This is a genomic window from Leucobacter holotrichiae, from assembly GCF_055791005.1.
Genome location: NZ_JBVUAC010000011.1, coordinates 23,725 through 41,300, shown reverse-complemented (window position 1 = coordinate 41,300; position 17,576 = coordinate 23,725). Strand labels below are relative to the sequence as shown.

Below are 17,576 nucleotides of genomic sequence, written 5' to 3'. Positions count from 1 at the left end.
GCGACCGTCTCCCTACGCGCCCGCGGGCTCGAAGCGCTCGCGGAGCGCCTCGACCACCTGCGGGATGATCCGATAGACCGTGCCGCAGCTCATCGTGACCATCACGTCGCCGGGGCGCGCGATCTCCGCGAGGTAATCCGCGGCATCCTGCCAGTCGGGACGGTAGGCCACGCGGCTCTGATCCACGAAATCGTCGGCGACGAGTGCGCCGGTGACTCCCTCGACCGGATCCTCACGAGCCCCGTCGACTGCGATGACCACCGTGTGGTCGGCACCCGCCTCGAGAACCTCTGCGAACTCGCGGTGGAACAGCTTGGTGCGGCTGTAGAGGTGCGGCTGGTGGATCGCGATCAGCCGCCCCGCTTCACCGACCACGGCGCGCGCCGAGTCGAGCAGGGCCGCGACCTCGGTGTGATGATGGGCGTAGTCGTCGTAGACGCGCACCCCGCCGACCTCGGTGTGGAACTCGAAGCGGCGCTTGGTGCCGCCGAACTCGGCGATCGCGGCGAGTGCGGGGCCGGCCTCGAAGCCGAGACCGACGAGCACGGCCAGAGCGCCCACCGCATTGACCGCGTTGTGCCGCCCGTACACCGAGAGCTGCGCCTCGTGCCGCTCGGCGACGCCATCGGCGCCCGCGATTTCGACCTCGAAGCGCACCGGACCGGAGGCGTCGATCGACACGATCCTGACGTCGGCCTCCGCGTGCTCGCCGAAAGTGGTGATCCTTCGTCCGAGCTCTGCGTGATCGGCGTCGGCGCGAAGTGCGTCGAGCACCTCTACCGCCCCCGGATCATCGGCCGAGATCACGACCTGCTCGCGCGCACCGCTGGCGAAATCGACGAAGGCGCGCATGAACGCCTCGCGCGAACCGTAGAAATCGAGGTGCTCGGGGTCGACGTTCGTGATGAGCGCGACCGCGGTGTCGTAGAGCAGGAACGACTTATCGCTCTCGTCCGCCTCGATCACGAAGAGGTCGTCGGAGCCGGGGCCCGAGCTCACCCCGAGCGACTCGATGATGCCGCCGTTCACGAAGGAGGGATCGGCGCCCAGCCCGAGCAGCCCGGTGACGATCATGCCGGTCGAGGTCGTCTTGCCGTGGGCCCCCGCCACCGACACGACGCGCTTGCCGCGCGCCAGCCAGGCGAGCGCCTGGGAGCGGTGCAGTACGGGGAGCCCCTTCGCGAGCGCGAGCTGGTACTCCGGGTTGTCCTGCCAGAGCGCGCCGGTGACGACGAGCGTCTCGGCATTTCCCACGTTGGCCGCGTCGTGCCCGATGCTCACCGGGATCCCGAGCTGTTCCAGCGCCTCGGTCGAGTAGTTGGCGCTGCGATCGGATCCAGTCACGGGCACACCCGCCTGATGCATCATGCGCGCGATGCCGCTCATGCCCGAGCCGCCGATGCCGACGAAGTGCACGCGCCCGAGCTCGTCGGGGATCTCCATCTCGAGATCTGGGTAGATCATCTGGCCTCCTCAGATAGACACTCCAGCGTACCGTCTCCGGGCCCCGGATCCCTGAGATCCGGGGCCATTTCGAACTCCTCATCTCGCGCGAGTGCGTGGGTCGCGCAGCGTGACGACTACGACCAGACCCCTGCCGAGATACGGATCTCACACACCGAATCGCGAATCCGTGCGCGGAATCCGTATCTCGCCCTGACCCTGTCGCCCCCAAAGCCTGTCGAAGGGGTGCGAGCTACCCGCGCAGTCCGCGTTCCGCCTCGGGGCGCGGCACGAGCGGCACCGCAACCGCCGGCGCGAGCGCCAGGATCGCCAGTGCGGCCGGGATCCCGAGCGCCCCGATGAGCGCACCGACGGCCGGCCCGACGGCGGCTGCGGCGACGAACTGGCCGGTGTTCTGGATCCCCAGTGCGCGGCCCGCCCAGCCCGGCCCGGCGATCTCCGCGATCGAGGTGAAGGCGAGGCCGTTGTCGGCGACGCTGACGCAGCTGGCCACGAGGTAGGCCGCCGCCGCGGGCAGGCTCCACTCGGCCCAGCCGAACGCCGCAGCGAGCAGCAGTGCCGCGATTCCGGCGATCGCCACGATCCGCAGCGGACCGAGCCGGGACATCGCGCGGTCGCTCCAGGCCCCGACGAGGATGCGGCACGCGGCGCCCGCGAACTGCGATGCCGCGACGAGGCCGCCGGCGGCGAGCGCGCTCCAGCCGAGGCCGACGGTGAACCAGACCAGCCCGAAGGTGGAGAGCGCGAACTGCGGCACGACGAGCAGCACCGACACGGCGTGGATGCGCGCCAACGTCCACGACGAGCGGTACGGGTTGCCGGTCGCTGCCAGGGCGCGCGAGACCCGCGCGGGATCCCGCACCACGACCGCGCACAGCACCAGGCTCAGCGCGCACAGCCCGCCGCCCAGCGCGAACGCCGCGGCCGGCCCGCCGGCGTCGGCGAGCGGCGGCACCCCGAGCGCCGCAGCCGCCATACCGAGGGGCTGACAGGTCTGGCGGATGCCCATGGCGAGGCCACGCCGGTCCGGCGGGAACCAGCCGGCGATGAGGCGGCCGCTGGCGCTGTTGGTGCAGGCCGACATCGCGCCGCTCGCGACGAGCGCGATCCCGAGCAACACAAGGCCGTGCGCGGCCATCGAGGCCGCCACGGCCGCGACCGTGAGCGACAGCCCCGCAAGGATCACCCGCCGCTCCCCGAAGCGGTCGGTCGCGGCACCCCACGCCACCAGCGTCAGCACGAGGCCGAGGTTCGGGGCACCCGCGAGCAGGCCCGCTTCGGCGAGGCTCATACCCCGCTCTGCGAGCAGGTGCGGGATCAGGAACGCGGGCGCGGCCGCGACGACGGTGGTGGCGGCCTGGGCGATCACCATCGCGGCGAGCATCAGCCACAGGCGGGCGGGGATGGGCGTGCGTGCGCGTACGGCGGTGCCGGCGGCGGGCGCGGGCGCGGCGGGGTCTGTCATGGTCGGGTTCTCCGGTCTCGACGAGTGTGGACCGGCACGACGACGCAGCCGCTGACGGGGAGCCGGTCGATTCAGGCCCCGTCGCGGCGGCGAAGAAGCAGCACCCGTGACATGCTGTCGATCCTACCCCGCCTTGTCCCGTCATTCGGATCTCACCCGTATTTCGGATGGAACCCCGGCGTTCAGCTCCGAAGGAGCGGCAGGGTCCGAACGAAGGGACCCTCCTCCGTGCCGATACCCGGCCAGCACGTCGCTCACAGCCAAGGTCGCAGTTGCGACATCGTGCTGGTTGCCGAGTGCCGGCCCTACGAAACCGCTCTCGCGATCGTACACTCCGCGCTGAACCAGGGCCCGACCTCGATCCAGGCGCTCGAAACGCTCCCCTCCCCGCGCCTGCGCGACCTGGTGCGACACGCGACCCCGTTCATTGCGGCGGGTCGGCGACCTTCGACCCGTTCGGCAGGCTCAGGGCCGCGCAGCTCAGGGAGCGGGCCGACACCGCGCTCAACGGGCCGCGAGCGCCTCCCGCACCAGCTCGAGCAACCGCTCGGTGCCGTCGAGCGTTCCGGCGCCGCGGGCGCGCTCCGACATGGCGGCGAGGCGCGCCTCATCGCCGACGAGCGGCAGCAGCGTATCGCGCACCCACTCGGGCGTGAGCTCTTCGTCCTCGACCATCAGCGCTCCCCCCGCCGACACCACACCCGCCGCGTTGAACCGCTGCTCGCCGTTCCCATGGCTGTACGGCACGAAGACGGCGGGGATGCCGAGCCCGGCGAGCTCGCTCACGGTCGTGGAGCCGGCGCGCGACACCGCCAGATCGCACGCCGAGAGCGCGAGGTCCATGCGGTCGCAGTACGGGATCACCGTGTAGCCGGGCACCCCGGGATCCTCGACCTCGGTGAGCCCGCCCCAGATATGCAGCACCTGCACGCCCGCGGCGACGATCTCGGCCGCCGAGCCCGAGATGCCGCGGTTGATCGCGCGCGCGCCGAGCGAGCCGCCGGTGACGAGCAGCGTGCGCTTCTCCGGCTCGAGGCCGAAGTGCTCGCGCGCGGAGGCGCGCAGGCCCGCTCGATCGAGGCCGGTGATCTCGGGGCGCAACGGCATCCCGGTCACCCGTGCGCCGTCGATGGGGGTACCCTCGAACGTCACCGCGACGTACGGGGTGCTGCGTGCGCCCAGCTTATTCGCCATGCCGGGCTTCGCGTTCGCCTCGTGGATCACGACGGGCACGCCCTCCTTGGCCCCCGCGCGATAGGCCGGCGCAGAGGCGTATCCGCCGAACCCGACGACCACGTCGATGGAGCGCTCGCGGATGAGCGCGCGGGTCTGGCGCACGGCGCGCGCGAACCGAGCGGGGAACCGCAGCGCGGCGAGGTTCGGGCGACGCGGGAACGGCAGCCGCTCGATGTGCACGAGCTCGTACCCGCGCTCCGGCACGAGCCGTGCCTCGAGCCCCTCCCGGGTACCCAGCACGACGATCTCGGCGTCAGGTTCCTCGGCTCTGATGAGATCGGCGAGCGCGAGCAGCGGGTTGACGTGTCCGGCGGTGCCGCCTCCGGCGAGCAGGTAGCGGGTCATCGGGTACCTCGGGTCCTTCCTACGGGTGCGGCGGCATCGAGCTCCGCCTGGTACTGCGCGCCGTCGCGCGCGATGGAGATGACGACGCCGATCGCCGCGAGACACGCGATGAGGGCCGTGCCGCCCGCGCTGATGAGCGGCAGCGGCACGCCCAGCACGGGGAACACCTTGATCACCACGCCGATGTTCACGAAGGCCTGGCCGACGATCCACACCATGATCCCGCCGACAACGGCGCGCCCGAAGCGATCGCGAGCGCGAGTGATCACGCGCAGCATGACGACCATGAGCACGATGAAGAGCACGATGACGAGCAGCGCGCCGATGAGGCCGAGCTCCTCTCCGATGATCGCGAAGATGTAGTCGTTGTCTGCGGCGGGCAGCCACGACCACTTCGCCTTCGAATTGCCGAGCCCGACGCCGAAGAGGCCCCCGCTCGCGAGCGCCCACATGCCGTGCGTCGACTGCCAGTCGAGGCCGCTGTAGTCGTCGGTCTGCCCCGCGTGGCTGAGCAGACGCGCCATGCGGTTGGGGCTCGTCACGACGAAGAGCACGACCGCGAGCGCACCGCCAAGGGCCGTCACCCCGAGCGTCTTCCAGCTGATTCCGCCGAAGTACATCGCGCCGAACACCATCGCGGCCATGATCAGCACAGTGCCCAGGTCGCGCCCGAGCAGCACGACGCCCAGCGCGATCAGCGCGCCCGGCACGATGACCGGAATCACCTCGTGCCGCATCTGCCCGAGCAGGGGCTCCTTGCGCTGCAGCACCGCCCCGACCCACACGACGAGGGCCAGCTTCAGTGCTTCCGAGGGCTGCGCGGTGAAGCCTCCGATCTGGATCCAGTTGCGATTGCCGTAGAGCGAGTAGCCGAGCGGCGTGAACACCAGCAGCTGCAGCAGGATGCCGAGACCGAGCAGCACCCATGCCCACCGCTTCCAGAACGTCACAGGCATCGCCGCGGCGATGAGCATGAGCGGGATCCCGATGATCGCGAAGGTCGCCTGGCGCCAGAAGCCGCCGAACGACCCCTGCTCGTTGACGAACGACGTCACCGACGACGCCGACAGCACCATGATCAGCCCGAAACCGACGAGCAGCGCCGTGATCGCGTAGAGCGCGGCGACCGTGGGATCGGATCCCGTGCGCAGCATGGACCCGAGACTGATGCGGGACTGGCCGGGAATGCGCGCCGACGGCTCCGGCGTTTCGGGAGCCATCCCGCTCACTCCAGTTCGCTCACGGCCGCCTGGAACTGACGGCCGCGATCGGGGTAATCCTTGAACTGGTCCATGGAGGCGGCGGCCGGGGCGAGCAGCACCGTGTCTCCCTCGGTCGCGAGCGACGCTGCCGCCTGCACGGCGCGGGTCATCACCTCGCCCGCCGATCCCGCCGGCACATCCTCGCGCCCCGTGTGATCGGGCACGATCTCGACCCGGGGCACATCCGAGGCGTGCGCCTCGAGAGCGGCCAGCACCTCGGCCCGCTCGGCGCCGATCACCACGACGCCGCGCAACCGGTGCGCGTGCTCGGCGACGAGCTCCCCGATGTCCACGCCCTTGAGCAGGCCCCCGACGATCCACACGACCCGCTGCAGAGCCCGCAGCGACGCATCCGCGGCGTGCGCGTTCGTGGCTTTCGAGTCGTCGATCCAGCGCGCGCCGCGGTGCTCGCCGAGCTGCTGGGCGCGGTGCGCGTCGGGAGTGAAATTCAGGATCGCCTGAGCGATCTCCGCGGGTTCGACCCCGCGGGCGCGGGCGAGCGCGCTCGCGGCGAGCACGTTCTGCACCATGTGGGGCGCCGCGATGCCGCGGTCGGCGAGTTCGTCGACGGTCACGAGTTCGTAGGCCTCGCTGCGACGCTCGGCGTGGAATCCGCGATCGACGAGGATCCCCTCGACCACGCCGAAGCCGCTGGGCGGCGGAGAATCGAGGCCGAAGCTGATGGCGCGCGCCCCCTCGACGACATCGGCGTCCTCGACCATGCGCTCAGTCTCGGCGTCGGCCCGGTTGTAGACGCACGCGACCTGCGTGTGCTCGTACACCTTCGCTTTCGCCGCCCAGTAGGCCTCGGCCCCGCCGTGCCAGTCGAGGTGATCGTCGGCGAAGTTGAGGCAGGCGCTCGCGTACGGCGAGACGACGCCGGCCCCGGAGCCCGAGCGCAAGCGCTCCAGCTGGAAGCTCGAGAGCTCCACCACGATCGCGTCGTAGCCCTGCGGGTCCCGCAGCGCGTCGAGGACGGGTGTGCCGATGTTACCTGCCGGCGTGGCGCGCAATCCGCCCGCGACGAGCATGTGCGCAGTGAGCTGCGTGGTGGTCGTCTTGCCGTTGGTGCCGGTGATGCAGATCCAGTCGGCGACGCGATCCGTCTTGTCGCGCAACCGCCATCCCAGCTCGATGTCGCCCCACACGGGAATGCCGCGCTGCTCCGCCCACGCCGTGAGCGGGTGGTCCGGTCGGTAACCGGGCGACACGATCACGAGGTCGGGGCCGAATGCGGCCAGGTCGCCGAGCTGCTCGGGGTTGCTGTCGGCGCAGAACCGCTCGGAGCCGATGACGTCGAGCAGGCGCTCGCGATCCTCGTCCGGCGCCCCGTAGATGACCCGCACGCGCGATCCGAGCTCCATGAGGGTGTCGGCCACCGAGAACCCGGTCACGCCGAGCCCGAGCACCGCGACGCGCAATCCCGACCAGTCGTCGTGCCAGCTCGACAGCGCGAGCACCCGCTCGGCGCTCCGATCCGCCTCGTCCATGCCGCTCCCAGAAGTCTCAGTCATATCCCGCTCCGTCACTGCTGCAGCAGCCATTCGCCGTAGAACGCGCCGACGCCCGCGATCGCGAATAGGCCGGCGACGATCCAGAACCGCACCACGACCGTGACCTCGGCCCAGCCCTTGAGCTCGAAGTGGTGATGGATCGGGCTCATCAGGAAGATGCGCTTGCCCTTCGTCACCTTGAAGTAGAGGCGCTGCAGGATCACCGATCCGGTCTCGATGATGAAGAGGCCGCCGACGAGCACGAGCAGGATCTCGGTTCGGGTGAGGATCGCGAGAGCGGCGATCGCGCCGCCGATCGCCATCGAACCGGTATCGCCCATGAACACCTTGGCCGGGTTGGTGTTCCACCAGAGGAACCCCGCGAGCCCGCCGAGGAAGGCGGCTGCGATGACCGCGAGGTCCATCGGGTCGCGCACGTCGTAGCAGCCGGGTTCCAGCGCGATCGCGCAGCTCTGCGCACCCTGCCAGAAGCCGATCACGAGGTAGGCGCCGAACGCGAAGATCGCGGCGCCCGCAGCGAGGCCGTCGAGGCCGTCCGTCACATTGACCGCGTTGGTCGTCGCCGTGACGATCACCATGATCCAGATGATGAACAGGACGATGCCCGCGACCGCGCCGAGCGCCATGAAGTCGAACGACGTATCGCGGAAGAGCGAGACGCTCGTCGAGACCGGCGAGATCCCGGCCTCGTTCGCGAACCGCAGCCCGAGCAGCGCGAAGGCGACGGCGATCACGACCTGGCCCACGATCTTCGCCCAGCCGTTCAGTCCGGCCGAGTTCTGCAGCCGGGCCTTCATGAAGTCGTCGATGAACCCGACGAGGCCCGCGCCCACCGCCATGAGGATCACGAGCAGCGCCGAGGGCGAGGGGGTCTCGCGCATCACCAGCTTGCCGACGAAGTAGGCGATGACGGAGCCCGAGAGGAAGATGAGGCCGCCCATCGTGGGCGTGCCGCGCTTCACCTCGTGCTCCTTGGGCCCGTCGACGCGGATCGGCTGACCCCAGCGCAGACGGTTGAAGCCCCGCACGAAGAGCGGTGTGAGCAGCAGCGAGTACAGCAGCGAGAAGCCGCCGGCGATCAGGAGCGCGATCATGCGTAGGCCTCCCCCAGTCGGTCGCCGAGGGACTGCAGGCCCGCCGCGTTCGAGGATTTCACCAGCACGGTGTCGTGCGGCTGCAGCGTGCGGAGCAGATAGTCGTAGGCCTCGTCCTTGGACTCGAAGAACACGCTCTCGCCGTCCCAGGACCCCTCGTTGATGGCGCTGATGTGCAGGTGGCGCGCCTCCTTGCCGACGACGACCAGCTCGGAGATGCGCAGGCGCACGGCCTGCAGGCCGATCCGGATGTGCTCCTCGATCGAGTACTCCCCGAGCTCGCTCATCGCGCCGAGCACCGCCACCGTGCGTCCCTCGGGCTTGCGGATCTGCGCGAGCGTGCGCAGGGCGGCGCTCATCGAGTCGGGGCTGGCGTTGTAGGCGTCGTTGATGATCGTGATGTCGTCGCGACCCCCGAGCACCTGCATGCGGCCCGGAGCAGCGAGCGCGGCGGCCTCGAGCTCCTCGACGATGGCCGGGAGCGGCAGCCCGAGCTCGAGGCCGATGGCCGCCGCTGCCAGGGCGTTCATCACGTGGTGCTCGCCGAGTACGCGGAAGTGCACGGGCAGCGACTCGGCATCGCGGCCCGGCAGGGCGGCGTGCAGCGTGAAGCGGGTACCGTCGGCCGACGCGTCGACGTCGCTCGCGCGAACCTGCGCCTCGGGGTGCAGCCCGAACCAGAGCACACGGGCGCGGGTGAGCTCGGCCATCTGCGAGACGCGGGGGTCGTCGCGGTTGAGCACCGCCACGGCGCTCTCGGGGAGATCGCGCACCATCTCGCTCTTCGTGCGGAACGTCGTCTCGATGCCGCCGAACTCGCCCGCGTGCGCGAGGCCGACCGAGAGCACGACGCCGATGTGCGGCGGGGCCATCGCGGTGAGCCTCGCGATCTCCCCTTCGGCGCTCGCCCCCATCTCGGCGACGAGCGTGCGGGTCGCGTCGTCGACGCGCAGCATGGTGAGCGGACCGCCCACCTCGTTGTTGAACGACTTCGCGGAGGCGACCGTCGGCCCGATCCGCTCCGCCATCGCGGCCACGAGGTTCTTGGTGGTCGTCTTGCCGTTGGATCCCGTGATCCCCACGATCGTCAGCTCTCCGCGGGCGCGCACGCGACGAACCACCTCGGTCGCGAGGGCGCCGAGCGCGTCGGTGCTGTCGGCGACCACGATCTGGGGCACACGCTCGTCGAGCTCCCGCTCGACACGGAGTTCACGCTCGTCGAGCTCCCGCTCGACGACGAGCAACGCGGCCCCCGCCTCGACGGCCTTGCCGGCGAACAGATGGCCGTCGGTCTCCTCGCCGCGGCGGGCGAAGAAGATCTGCCCGGGCCGCACCTCGCGCGAGTCGGTCTGCGCCTCGCCTCGCACGGTGGCTCGGGGGTCGCCAGGTCCCGGCGCCAGCCGTCCGCCGGTCGCGAGCGCGACCTCTTCCAACGTCAGTTCAATCACGGAAGCAATCCTGCCTCGCGGAGCGCCCCGCGTACCTCATCACGCGCCGAGTACGGCAGATGCTGACCGGCGACTTCTTGATAGTCCTCGTGTCCGGGACCGGCATACAGGATAACGTCACCGGCTCGGGCGAGCGAAATGGCAAGGCGGATCGCGGCGCGCGGATCACCCTCCTCGATCACCTCCGCGTGGTTCGCCGAGCGGGCTCCCGCGATGAGCTGCGCGCGGATCGCCTCCGGCGGTTCTGAGCGCGGGTGGTAGTCGCAGACGATGAGGACGTCGGATCCCGCCGCCGCGATCCGCCCCATCTCCTCGCGCTTCGTGGTGTCGCGATCGCCGTCGGCGCCGAACATGAAGATGATCCTGCCGGGAGCCACCTCGCCGAGCGCGTCGAGCATGGCGGCGAAGGCCCCGGGGGTGTGCCCGTAGTCGACGTAGAAGCGGGGGCCCGCATCGAGTGGCAGCTCCGGGTTCATCGCCTCGAGGCGGCCCGGGATGTAGACGGGGATCCGGCCGCGCTCGAGCCCGGCCTCGACACGCTCGAGCGGCACGCCGGCCTCGTGCAGCATGATGAGCGCGAGCGCCGCATTCTCTGCCATGAACCGGCCGAACATCGGAACGCTGCCGCGGAAGTGCGCGCCGCCGGGGCCCTGCAGCACGAACGACACCCCGTCGATCGTCTGCCGCGTCACCGCGAGGTGCCAGTCGGCGTCCTGCCCGTACTCGGTCGCGAGCCGGGTGACCGGGATCCGCGATTCGCGCGCGATCCGCTGCCCGTACGGCGAGTCGACCACCACCACACCGCGCTCGGCGTGCTCGGGCGCGAAGAGCGCGAGCTTCGCGGCGAAGTAGCTCTCCATGTCGCCGAAGTCGTCGAGGTGGTCCTGCGAGAAGTTGTTGAAGGCGACAACGTCGAAGCGCACGCCGTCGATGCGATGCCGCTCGACCGCGTGCGCGGAGACCTCGAGCGCTACACCGTCGACGCCCTTCTCCCCCATCCTGGCGAGCAGCGCGTGCAGCTCGGGCGCCTCCGGGCTCGTGAGATCGGAGACGATCACCTCATCGCCGATCCGCCGCTCGGCGGTCGAGCTCAGGCCCGGCGTGAAGCCGGCTGCTCGCAGCAGCTCGGCGAGCAGGTACACGACGCTGGTCTTGCCGTTGGTTCCGGTGATCCCGAAGATCTTGGCGGCGAAGTCCCCGACTCCGTGAGCATCGGTGCCGTAGATCTTCGCGGCGACCTCGCCGAGTATCTCGCGCGGGTGCTGCTCGGAGACAAGGATCGGCAGCGCGGCTCCCGCCTCGCGCGCGATGCGCTCGCCCTCGTCGTCGGTGAGGATCGCGACCGCGCCCGAGGCCTCCGCCTGCCGGGCGAACGATGCGCCGTGCCTGCGGGCGCCCGGGAGCGCCGCATAGAGATCCCCCGGGCGCACGTCGCGGGAGTCGAGGGTGACCCCGGTGACGGCGAGGTCCGCGGTCTCGCCGCGGGGTTCGAGTGCGAAGCGCACCGCCAGCTCGTCGAGCCGGGCGGGTGCGGGATGCTGCGGTCGGATGCTCAGGGCATCTCCGGTACTCACTGCGTGTGCCTCCTGCGAGGGTGGTCAGTACTCCGTGGGGAGCGGTTCGAAAGTCCCTGTGGAGGGAGGGATGCGGAAGGTGCGGATCGTCGCCTCGGCGGCCTCGCGGAACGCCGTGATCGCAGCGACGCCGCCGTCACCGTCCTTCGGGAACGCTATCGATGCTACAGCGACGTAGCGGGGGTCGTCTGCGGGGAAGATGCCCGCGAAGGAGTTCACGTAGTCGGTGCGGTAGAGCCCGGTCGCCGGATCTACCTGCTCGGCCGTGCCCGTCTTGCCTGCGATCCGGTAGCCGGGGATCGATACGAAGTCGGTGTACCACCCCTCCGCGACCACGGTCTCGAGCATCTGCATCACCTGCGACGCCGTGTCCTCGGAGACGGCGCGCTCCGGATCACCGTGATCCATCACCGTCTGCTTCCCGTTGCCGTCGGTGCAGCTGTGCACGAGGCTCGGCGGCACGCGGACGCCGCCGTTGGCGATGGTCTGGTAGACGCCCGCCGTCTGCACGATCGTCGAGGAGAGGCCCTGGCCGAACGTCGTGTTGTAGGAGGTCTGCCGATCCCACTGGTCGGGCGGGAAGAGCATGCCGGAGTCCTCGACCGGCAGCCCGGCCTGGGTGCCGACGCCGATGCCGAAGCGCTGCAGGTAGTCGTAGCGGGTCTCGGGGCTGAGCATCGTGCCCAGCGTGGCGGTTCCGACGTTCGACGACTGGGTGAGGATGCCCGTGAGCGTCCAGGGCATGTCGGGGTGGCTGAAGGAGTCGCCGAAGCGCACCCCGGGCTCGGGCTCGAGGTAGTCGGGCGTGAGGTTCTGGGTGTACGGCGTTGCGACGCCCTGGTCGATGAGCGCCGCGGCGGTGATGGTCTTGAAGGTCGATCCGGGCTCGTAGGGAGAGGTGAAGGATCGCGCCTCGCGCTTCTCGGGGTCCGACGCGTCGACGTCGTTCGGGTCGACCGAGCCGTCCTCGGCGACGGCGACCAGTTCGCCGGTCTTCACATCCATGATCACGAGCAGCCCCCACTCGGCTGCCACGTCCTGCACCTGCGCGTTGATCGCCTGCTGCGCCTCCCACTGCAGGTCGAGGTCGATCGTGAGGTCGACGGTGCCTCCGTCGACCGCCTTCTCAGTGACGACGACGCTGCCCGGAAGCGCCACGCCGTCGGCCCCGCGCTCGTAGGTCTCCTGGCCGTCCACGCCGGTCAGGCACTCGTCCTGCGACACCTCGACGCCCGCCTGCGGCACCCCCTCGAACCCGTTGAAGCCGATCAGGTTGCCCGCGACCGCGCCGTTCGGGTAGTCGCGCGTGTGGTGCTGGTCGAAGGTCAGCCACGGGATCTGCAGTTTCTTCAGCTTGTTCAGCGTCGGCAGGTCGATGCCGCGCTTCACGTAGGCGAAGTCGGATTTGGGATTGTCCGCGAGAGCGTCATCGACGATCTTCTGGATCTCCTCCTCGGACTGCCCCGTGATCGCGCCGATCTCGGCGAACGCCTCCTTCGCGGTCACCGTCACCGTGCCGACGCCGCGCTCGAGGTCGGGCCGGGGGAACTTGCCGCCGTTCAGCTTCGTGTTCTTCGGCGAGAGCTGCACGTCGTAGCGCTCGTCGGTGGTCGCGAGCACCTCGCCGTTGCGGTCGACGATATCGCCGCGCACGCTCGGGATCTTCACCGGCACCGCCCGCTTGTCGCGCGCGTCCTCGTTCAGTGCCGCGGCGGAGACCATCTGCACGTCGATGAGGCGCACCAGGAAGAGGAGGGCAGCGGCGATGATGATGATCAGTGCCAGCGTGCGCCGCAGGGCGGAGCCGCGGAGTGCTCGCATCTTCCCTCTCCTCTCGTGTGCGGGGTCCGGCCGTAGCCGGGGCGGCCGGGTCCGGCCGCATTCGCTCAGCGGGCTACCGCTCAGCGGCTCGCCCCGCGCCGCACCCCGATCAGCGGGTGTCCGGAGCGGGAAGCTTGCCCTTCCAACGTACCGCCGGTTCGGTGGGCTGCTGCTGTGCGCCTCCCACCGCGCCTCGCGGTACGAGCAGGCCCTCGGCGTCCACGACCGGCATCGACTCCAGCGTGGAGTTCGGCACCAGGTTCCCGCGCACTTCCGAGGTCTGGGACTCGAGCGCCCCGAGCACTGCGCCGTCGCTGAGACGCAGCGTCGCCGGCCTCGCGTTCTGCACCATGCCGAGCGCCGCCGCGTTCTCGGCGAGATTCTGCGGCGAGGAGAGCTTGTCCACGTTCTGGGCGAGCACCCGCTCGACGCGCGCCAGATCCCGCTGCTCGACCTCGAGTGCGCGTGCCTCGTAGGCCCCCTGCGAGATCGCGATGCTCAGACCGAGCTGGGTCGCCAGGATCACGAGTACCACGCCGACGGCGACCAGTCCGCCGAGGAGGGGGCTCGGCATCCGCCGCTTCGCCGGCTTCGGGGCTTCGGCGAGGCGCAGGTGCCGCTCGCCGGGCCCCGGCCGCGGAGCCGCCGAGGGGGTGCCGCCGGCGGGCGCGGCGTCGAACCGGATCGGAACCGTGCTGTTCATCGCACCTCCCTCGTTCGCTCCGCGGCGCGCAATCGCACCGGGATCGCCCGCGGGTTGCGGGCGCGTTCAGATTCATCGGCGAGTTCGGCGCCGCGGGTGAGCAGGCGCAGCTCCGGCCGGTGCTCGGGCAGCTCGACGGGAAGCCCCGGCGGGGCCGTCGACTTGCTGCGCTTGGCGAGCTCGCGCTTCACCAGGCGGTCCTCGAGCGACTGGTACGACATGATGACGGCCCGGCCTCCCAGGTTCAGCAGGTCGAGCGCTGCGGGAATCGCGCGCTCCAGCACCGAGAGCTCGCCGTTCACCTCGATCCGCAGCGCCTGGAAGACGCGCTTGGCGGGGTGGCGCTGATCCCGTACCGCCGCGGGAGTGGCCCGCTGCAGCACCTCGACCAGCTGGCCGCTGCGCTCGATCGGGGCCTCCGTCCTCGCCGCGATGATGGCGCGGGCGTAGCGGGCCGCGAGCGGCTCCTCGCCGTATCGCTCGAAGATCGCTCGCAGTCGCCCCTCGGGCGCGGCGGCGATGACGTCGGCGGCCGTCTCGCCCCGACTCTGATCCATGCGCATGTCGAGCGGAGCATCCTGCGCGTAGGCGAAGCCGCGGTCGGCCTCGTCGAGCTGCAGGGAGGAGACGCCCAGATCGAACAGCACGCCGTCGATGCGGTCGAAACCGGAGTCGTGCACGGCCCGCTCGATCTCGTCGTAGACGGCGTGCACGCGGATATTCCGCTCGCCGAAGCGTTCCAGACGACGACCCGCGAGCGCGAGCGCCTCCGTGTCGCGGTCGAGGCCGATCACGGTGAGCTCGGGATGGGCCTCGAGCATGGCCTCGGTGTGGCCGCCCATGCCGAGGGTCGCATCGACGACCACCGCGCCGGAGCGCGAGGCCGCCGGCGCGAGCAGCTCGAGACAGCGGTCGAGCAGCACGGGTACGTGCAGCTCGCTCGCGTCGCGGGTGTCGCGCTCGTCCCGGGGAGTGAAGTCCGGCTGTGTCATGACGGATCCGGGCTAGAACATGCCCGGGATCACCTCCTCCTCGATATCGGAGAAGGCCGATTCCTGTTCGGCCAGGTAGGTCTGCCACGCTTCGGCGTCCCAGATCTCGGCGCGGCTGCCGGCCCCGATCACCGCGAGTTCGCGGTCGAGCCCGGCGTATTCGCGCAATCCCTGGGGGATGGTGATGCGGTTCTGCTTGTCAGGGGTCTCGGGGTGCGCGCCGGAGAGGAAGACGCGCAGATAGTCGCGCGCCTGCTTCGAGGTCACCGGGGCCTGGCGAATGCGGTCGTGCATCTCGGTGAACTCCTGCTCGCTGAAGACGTACAGGCAGCGCTCCTGGCCGCGGGTGATGACGAGGCCGTCTGCGAGTTCGTCGCGAAACTTGGCGGGCAGGATCACCCGGCCTTTCTCATCGAGTCGAGGCGTGAAGGTACCGAGAAACACGGTTGCCCCCTTTCGCCGTCCCGACTCAGGTGTCCCACACTACTCCACTTTCCTCCACTTCACCGAGCAATCTCTCCATTTCTTCCCCACTTCACATCCCGGTTCGCCGGGAAGCCTTGAAAACACTGGGGATCCGGCGGCGGGGCCGAATGAGCACGCCGCCGCACCGTACGAGGCGACGCGCGGCCAAACGCCCGCATCCACCCCTGATCCAGACCATTCCGCCCGGATCCGCCTCGATTCCGAGCACGAAAGAGCCCGAGGTGGAGCAAAGTGGAGGAGCCGTCGGTCGCTCCGCCCGATACGCCGACCCGCACCACGCGCGCGTGGTGCGAGTCGAAGCGGTAGCCGGCCGCTGCCCAGGGAGGAGATCCGGGCTCGAGCGGAGCATCCCCGGTGAGGACCTCCGAATGGGAGACGATCCCCTCCCTGAACTCGGGCCGGGGTCACGGACGCGTGCGATGACGCAGCTGAGGAGTTGCGCCGGCGAGGGACCCACCCGGCAAACGGCCGCGCTGGGCGACGCCTCCGCGGGGCACGAAAAAGGGCCGTGGTCGAAACCACGGCCCTTCTGGAAGCTGTACGGCTGCTGCTAGCGGTCGCCGCCCATGCGCTCATCCCAGCGACGCTCCATGCGTTCGCTGAACGACTCGCGAGCCGACGTGCCGGCCCCGCCGGGCGCGTCGGAGTGCTCGCCGAGCGCACCCTCAGCGGTCTCGGAGTCGGAGCCCCGGGCGAACATCAGCATGACACCGCCCAGCATCGCGGCGAAACCGATGAGCCCCAGCCAGAGCTGCTGCGCCGCGACTCCCGCGACCAGCACGCCCAGCCCGACGAGCACCACCACGATCCCGAGCACCAGCGAGCGGTAGCTCACCCGGCGGCGGGCTCCGGGGACGGTCTGCATCACGTCGGCTTCACTCTGATAGAAGCTGCGCTCCATCTCGTCGAGCAGCCGCTGCTCGTGTTCTGACAGCGCCATGACCGCTCCTCCCGCCAATTGAGTTCTTTACCCAGTAGTCTACTGTCTCCCGCGCGCGGCTAGGCTAGTCGTGTGCAAGAAACGATGCGACTCGCAGGCCTTATTCAGGAGCGGATCAACGACACGCTGGCCCGGCATCGTCGGGCACTCGAGCCCCTCGGGCCCGATGCGAAGCCCCTGCTCGACGAGGCCTTCGGGTTCCTCTCCGGGGGCAAGCGATTCCGCGCCCAGTTCGCCGTGCTCGGCTACCGCGCGCTGCGGCCGCTCGACCTCGCCGCCGAGATCGACGCCGAGTTCGGCGCGGTGCTCGACGCCGCCTGCTCCCTCGAGCTCTTCCACGCGGCCGCGCTGATCCACGACGACGTCATCGATCGCTCCGACACCCGCCGCGGTCGGCCCTCGACGCACCGCCTGTTCGCCGCGATGCACCAGCAGCACGGATGGCGCGGGTCGGCGGATCACTTCGGCTTGGCGGGCGCGATCCTGCTCGGCGACCTGCTGCAGTCGTGGGCCGATGAGCTCATGCAGGCCGCAGGAGACGCGCTCGCCGACCGCTCGGCCGCGCAGCGCGCACGCCACCACTTCAACCGCATGCGCAGCGAGGTCGCGGCGGGTCAGTACCTCGACGTCCTCGAAGAGCAGTACGCCGACTTCGCCTCGCACGAGGAGCAGCTCGAGCGGTCGACTCGGGTGCTGGTCTACAAATCCGCCAAGTACAGTGTCGAGGCTCCGCTGCTCATCGGCGCGGCGCTCGCGGGGGCCGACGAGCAGCAGGAGCAGGCGCTCGCGGACTTCGGTCTGCCCGTCGGCGTCGCCTTCCAGTTGCGCGACGACCTGCTCGGCGTCTTCGGCGACGAGGATGTCACCGGCAAGCCCATCGGCGACGACCTCGCCGAGGGCAAGCGCACCGTGCTCGTCACGCTCGCCCGCGAGAACCTGCCCGCCACACAGCGACGCATCTTCGACGATCTGCTCGGCACCGAACTCGACCGCGAGCAGGTCGCCATGCTGCAGCGCACCATTCGCGAGAGCGGGGCGGTCGAGCGCGTCGAGGACATGATCACCCGCAACATCGACCGGGCGACCGCTGCGCTGCGGCGAGCGCAGATCCGCCCCGACGCGGCGCAGCAGCTCATCGGGCTCTCCGAGCGGGCCGCACGCCGAGCCTTCTAGCGGCGATGAGTCATCGAGTCGACCTATTTGTATCGAGGCCGCCTCTAACTGGCGCGATT

At 70.3% G+C, this 17,576-nt stretch carries 14 protein-coding genes; 1 reads left to right on the top strand and 13 read right to left on the bottom strand.

All coding sequences use genetic code 11. The features are described from left to right. Positions 1-12: 12 nt before the first annotated feature. The 13 genes from murC to AC0KXF_RS13020 form a co-directional block, all read right to left on the bottom strand. A complete protein-coding gene (gene murC / locus AC0KXF_RS13080) occupies positions 13-1,464 on the bottom strand; it encodes a UDP-N-acetylmuramate--L-alanine ligase (protein WP_473109597.1) in 1,452 nt (483 codons plus the stop codon). Between the two features lie 232 nt (positions 1,465-1,696). Then, positions 1,697-2,929 carry an MFS transporter gene (locus AC0KXF_RS13075; RefSeq protein WP_473109596.1) on the bottom strand — a complete coding sequence of 411 codons (1,233 nt, stop codon included), beginning with the start codon at positions 2,927-2,929 and terminating at the stop codon, positions 1,697-1,699. 504 nt (positions 2,930-3,433) lie between these two features. Next, positions 3,434-4,510, bottom strand: coding sequence for a UDP-N-acetylglucosamine--N-acetylmuramyl-(pentapeptide) pyrophosphoryl-undecaprenol N-acetylglucosamine transferase (locus tag AC0KXF_RS13070; protein ID WP_473109595.1), 1,077 nt, complete (start codon positions 4,508-4,510; stop codon positions 3,434-3,436). Then, a complete protein-coding gene (gene ftsW, locus AC0KXF_RS13065) occupies positions 4,507-5,730 on the bottom strand; it encodes a putative lipid II flippase FtsW (RefSeq protein WP_473109594.1) in 1,224 nt (407 codons plus the stop codon). Before ftsW ends, AC0KXF_RS13070 begins: the two co-directional genes overlap by 4 nt. 5 nt (positions 5,731-5,735) lie before the next feature. Then, positions 5,736-7,286 carry a UDP-N-acetylmuramoyl-L-alanine--D-glutamate ligase gene (murD, locus tag AC0KXF_RS13060; RefSeq protein ID WP_473109593.1) on the bottom strand — a complete coding sequence of 517 codons (1,551 nt, stop codon included), beginning with the start codon at positions 7,284-7,286 and terminating at the stop codon, positions 5,736-5,738. Between the two features lie 11 nt (positions 7,287-7,297). Then, positions 7,298-8,380 (bottom strand): phospho-N-acetylmuramoyl-pentapeptide-transferase, encoded by a 1,083-nt coding sequence (gene mraY / locus AC0KXF_RS13055; RefSeq protein ID WP_473109592.1) that lies wholly within the window; start codon positions 8,378-8,380, stop codon positions 7,298-7,300. Further along, positions 8,377-9,828, bottom strand: a complete 1,452-nt coding sequence (locus AC0KXF_RS13050) for a UDP-N-acetylmuramoyl-tripeptide--D-alanyl-D-alanine ligase (RefSeq protein ID WP_473109591.1) — start codon at positions 9,826-9,828, stop codon at positions 8,377-8,379. The genes mraY and AC0KXF_RS13050 overlap by 4 nt, the downstream gene beginning before the upstream one ends. After that, positions 9,825-11,402, bottom strand: coding sequence for a Mur ligase family protein (locus AC0KXF_RS13045; RefSeq protein ID WP_473109590.1), 1,578 nt, complete (start codon positions 11,400-11,402; stop codon positions 9,825-9,827). The genes AC0KXF_RS13050 and AC0KXF_RS13045 overlap by 4 nt, the downstream gene beginning before the upstream one ends. A gap of 24 nt (positions 11,403-11,426) precedes the next feature. Further along, a complete protein-coding gene (locus tag AC0KXF_RS13040) occupies positions 11,427-13,223 on the bottom strand; it encodes a peptidoglycan D,D-transpeptidase FtsI family protein (RefSeq protein ID WP_473109589.1) in 1,797 nt (598 codons plus the stop codon). Between the two features lie 109 nt (positions 13,224-13,332). Then, positions 13,333-13,926, bottom strand: coding sequence for a cell division protein FtsL (ftsL, locus tag AC0KXF_RS13035; protein WP_473109588.1), 594 nt, complete (start codon positions 13,924-13,926; stop codon positions 13,333-13,335). Next, on the bottom strand, positions 13,923-14,918 hold the full coding sequence (gene rsmH / locus AC0KXF_RS13030) for a 16S rRNA (cytosine(1402)-N(4))-methyltransferase RsmH (protein WP_473109587.1): 996 nt from the start codon (positions 14,916-14,918) through the stop codon (positions 13,923-13,925). The genes ftsL and rsmH overlap by 4 nt, the downstream gene beginning before the upstream one ends. 12 nt (positions 14,919-14,930) lie before the next feature. Next, positions 14,931-15,362, bottom strand: a complete 432-nt coding sequence (gene mraZ, locus AC0KXF_RS13025; RefSeq protein ID WP_223043699.1) for a division/cell wall cluster transcriptional repressor MraZ — start codon at positions 15,360-15,362, stop codon at positions 14,931-14,933. A 592-nt stretch (positions 15,363-15,954) separates the two neighbouring features. Further along, the gene (locus AC0KXF_RS13020) at positions 15,955-16,344 is read right to left on the bottom strand and encodes a DUF3040 domain-containing protein (protein WP_473109586.1); all 390 of its coding nucleotides are present in this window, start codon (positions 16,342-16,344) and stop codon (positions 15,955-15,957) included. 72 nt (positions 16,345-16,416) lie between these two features. Between AC0KXF_RS13020 and AC0KXF_RS13015 the strand changes: the two genes are divergently transcribed. Further along, complete coding sequence (locus AC0KXF_RS13015) at positions 16,417-17,517, top strand: polyprenyl synthetase family protein (RefSeq protein ID WP_473109585.1); 1,101 nt, start codon at positions 16,417-16,419, stop codon at positions 17,515-17,517. Positions 17,518-17,576 lie beyond the last annotated feature (59 nt).

Bases quoted from the DNA above. Each gene is read 5' to 3' on its own strand.
- ftsL (WP_473109588.1), bottom strand. From the start codon at position 13,926: ATGAACAGCACGGTTCCGATCCGGTTCGACGCCGCGCCCGCCGGCGGC.
- mraY (WP_473109592.1), bottom strand. From the start codon at position 8,380: ATGATCGCGCTCCTGATCGCCGGCGGCTTCTCGCTGCTGTACTCGCTG.
- AC0KXF_RS13075 (WP_473109596.1), bottom strand. From the start codon at position 2,929: ATGACAGACCCCGCCGCGCCCGCGCCCGCCGCCGGCACCGCCGTACGC.
- AC0KXF_RS13040 (WP_473109589.1), bottom strand. From the start codon at position 13,223: ATGCGAGCACTCCGCGGCTCCGCCCTGCGGCGCACGCTGGCACTGATC.
- AC0KXF_RS13070 (WP_473109595.1), bottom strand. From the start codon at position 4,510: ATGACCCGCTACCTGCTCGCCGGAGGCGGCACCGCCGGACACGTCAAC.
- murC (WP_473109597.1), bottom strand. From the start codon at position 1,464: ATGATCTACCCAGATCTCGAGATGGAGATCCCCGACGAGCTCGGGCGC.
- rsmH (WP_473109587.1), bottom strand. From the start codon at position 14,918: ATGACACAGCCGGACTTCACTCCCCGGGACGAGCGCGACACCCGCGAC.
- ftsW (WP_473109594.1), bottom strand. From the start codon at position 5,730: ATGGCTCCCGAAACGCCGGAGCCGTCGGCGCGCATTCCCGGCCAGTCC.
- murD (WP_473109593.1), bottom strand. From the start codon at position 7,286: ATGACTGAGACTTCTGGGAGCGGCATGGACGAGGCGGATCGGAGCGCC.
- AC0KXF_RS13020 (WP_473109586.1), bottom strand. From the start codon at position 16,344: ATGGCGCTGTCAGAACACGAGCAGCGGCTGCTCGACGAGATGGAGCGC.